Origin of the sequence: Microcystis sp. T1-4, from assembly GCF_000297435.1 — a bacterium.
Taxonomy (GTDB): Bacteria; Cyanobacteriota; Cyanobacteriia; order Cyanobacteriales; family Microcystaceae; genus Microcystis.
The window spans coordinates 1-3,391 of the sequence record NZ_CAIP01000065.1 but is presented as its reverse complement, the minus strand read 5'-3'; the positions used below and the strand labels follow the sequence as shown (position 1 = coordinate 3,391).

At 41.3% G+C, this 3,391-nt stretch carries 2 protein-coding genes; both read left to right on the top strand.

Annotated elements, in window-relative coordinates:
- Nucleotides 1-1,248, top strand: a 1,248-nt coding sequence (locus MICAI_RS03645; RefSeq protein ID WP_198285275.1) for a Calx-beta domain-containing protein, incomplete at its 5' end; no start/stop codon positions are given.
- Nucleotides 1,249-1,661: 413 nt separating this feature from the next.
- Complete coding sequence (locus tag MICAI_RS03640; RefSeq protein WP_008197899.1) at nt 1,662-3,386, top strand: diflavin flavoprotein; 1,725 nt, start codon at nt 1,662-1,664, stop codon at nt 3,384-3,386.
- The last annotated feature ends 5 nt before the right edge of the window (nt 3,387-3,391 follow it).

Sequence of the window (3,391 nt, the reverse complement as noted above, 5' to 3'; positions counted from 1 at the left end):
GCTTTAACTCTTGCTTCTGGGACAGGTTATACAGTAGGGACTACCACCGCAGCCACGGGGACGATTACCAATGACGATAGCACTTTCACCTCGCAACTCTCCATCAACGACATCACCGTGGTGGAAGGTCAAAATAGTAATGCCATCCTCACCGTCACAGTTGATAACCCCAATTCTCAACCAATTAGCGTCAACTATACCACTGCACCCATTGATGCTACCGCTAATGTAGATTACACTAGCCAGACAGGAACCCTCACCATTGCGGCGAATACTGCCACCGCTACTATTAGCATTCCCATCCTCAATGATAACCTCAACGAAGCCGATGAAGCCTTTACAGTAACCCTGTCAAATGCGGTTAATGCTACCATTAATCCCGAAGGAGGAATAGGAGAAGTTATCATTACTGATACTTGGCAAAGCAGTCTCACTCGCACCCTACCCAATAATGTCGAAAACCTCAGACTAATTGGCACTAATAATATTAACGGTACGGGTAACGCTGGTGACAATAAAATCACTGGAAATAGCGGTAACAATATCCTCGCTGGTGCTAATGGTAACGATATTTACTGTTTCAATGCTTCAACCCCATTAGGAAGCGATACCATCCAAGAAACTACCACCGGTGGTATCGATACCCTCGACTTTACTGGGACAAATACCGCAGTAAGAGTTAACTTAGGGATTACTACTGTCCAAACCGTCGTCACCAATAATCTAAAATTGACTTTTTCGGCCAATAACACCATCGAAAATATTATTAGCGATAGCGGTAATGACCGACTAACTGGGAATAGCCTTAATAATACTCTAACTGGTGGTGGTGGCAACGATCAATTAACCGGTCAAGACGGAAACGATAGTTTAATTGGTGGTTCTGGCGATGATTTACTCACTGGTGGTAATGGTAGCGATAACTTTATCTTCAACAGTAGTAATTTAGGAATCGATGCCATCAGCGATTTCACTCCAAGTAGTGATAAAATAGTATTAAGTAAAGCCATATTTACCGCCTTACAAAGTGTCATTGGCAATGGCTTCAGTCAACCAGCAGAATTTGCCAGCGTCGATGATGATGATTTAGTCGCTATTAGCAGCGCCTTTATCGTTTACAGTACCAGTAGTGGCAGTATTTACTACAATCAAAATGGTAGTGCTGCTGGCTTAGGAAGTGGCTCTGAATTTGCCAATTTGTTGACTGTTCCTACCCTGATAGCGGCTGATTTCACACTGATAAATTGACCTAGCCACACAGAGAAAACGGGTTTCTTGAAGAAACCCGTTTTCTGGACTTGTGTTAAGGGTTACAGGTTCACTCATAGACTGACATCGAAAACAAAACACCCCAAGAGAGCGAGAGAGCAAAAACGAGGGAAATATTAAGAATTGTGTAAAAAGCTTGACAAATAGGCAAAGGTGCAGTAAGTGAAACCGAGGACTAAGCCAACCGGTGGATACAATGCACAATCAGTATTCAGAGCTTGATTCGGCAGGGCCGGCACTCAAATTAATATCCGCAACCATAGAGAAAAGGTTATATAAATCTAGCTAATCATTGACTTGAGTAATTGGTATTTTACAAATCCCTGAAAGCAAGTCACCATAGGAATTAAGCAAATGCAGTTCCGAATCAAATCCTGTGGGAGATAGAAATTATGGTTGCTTTAATCACCCCAAAACCTGCTAAAACCAGCCGTTTAACCACACAAATCCAAGAAATTGCCGAAAATACTTTTACCTTGCGCTGTTTGGATTGGGACCGCGATCGTTTTGATATCGAATTTGGTTTAGAAAACGGTACCACTTATAACTCTTTTGTTATTCAAGGGGAAAAAACCGCTCTCATTGATACATCTCACCGCAAATTCGATCGCCTTTATCTGGAGGAATTAACTAAACTAATCCACATCAATCATCTTGATTATTTAATTATCAGTCACACCGAACCCGACCACAGTGGTTTAGTCAAAGAAGTTTTAGAATTAGTCCCAGAAGTTACCGTGGTGGGGGCAAAAGTTGCTATGCAATTCCTCGAAAACATGGTACACAGACCCTTTAAACAGTTAATAGTTAAAAGTGGTGATACTTTAGATTTAGGTAATGGCCATGTTTTAGAATTTGTTGCGGCCCCTAATCTTCATTGGCCTGATACTATCTTCACTTTTGATGCTAAAACTGCCACCCTTTTTACCTGTGATGCCTTCGGAATGCACTTTTGTGATGATCAAACCTACGATCAAGAAAAAGAGCTGCTAGAAGCCGATTTTCACACCTATTATGACTGTCTGATGCGACCGAATGCTCGTTCGGTTTTAGGGGCAATTAAAAGAATCGAGAAATTTGAAATTAATCTCATTGCCACTGGTCACGGCCCCCTATTAAAACACCATATTTCTGATTGGGTGGGACGCTATCAAACTTGGAGTCAAGAACAAACTTCTGCTGATACTTTAGTAGCTGTATTTTTTACCCAAGATTACGGACAAAGTGAACATTTAGCTACTATGATTAGTCAGGGTTTGAATAAAAATGATGTGGTGACAGAATTAGTCGATATGAATAATGCTGATCCCCACGAAGTCAGAGAATTGATCAATCAATCTAAGGGAGTTATCATCGGAATGCCTCCCCAATCTTCCCCGATTAACCAGACGATTTTAAGCACGATTATTGCTTCAATTAATGGCAAACAAGCAGTGGGATTATTTGAGTCAGGAGGTGGGGAAGATGAACCAATTTTTCCCTTAAGAAATAAATTACAGGAAATCGGGGCGATCGAAGCTTTTCCTCCTCTTTTAGTTAAAGACAATTCCAATCAATCCCTCGATTTGATTGCCGATGAAGCAGGAACCGACCTCGGCCAATGGTTAAGCCGAGAAAAAACGATTAAACAAATTAAGTCGATTAACAACGACTTAGAAAAGGCTCTAGGTCGTATTAGCACCGGATTATACCTAATTACTTCCCAAAAAGCCGATTTATCTAGTGCCATGATTGCCTCTTGGGTGACACAAGCAAGTTTAAATCCTTTAGGTGTGGCGATTGCAGTGGCCAAAGATCGGGCAATGGTATCCTTTTTACAGCCTAGCGATACCTTTGTTTTAAATGTTTTGGCTGAGGATAATTATCAGAAATTAATGAAACATTTCCTCAAGCGTTTCTCTCCCGGTGCCAATCGTTTTGAAGGCATTAAAACCTATACTGCTAATAACGGATCACCAATTTTAGCCGATGCCTTGGCTTACATAGAATGTCAAGTCGCCAGTCGTTTAGATTGCGGTGATCATTGGGTAGTTTATTGTACCGTTAATAGCGGACGAGTTGCTCGTTTAGATGTCTTAACTGCTGTCCATCATCGCAAAGTTGGCAATCATTATTAACAGTT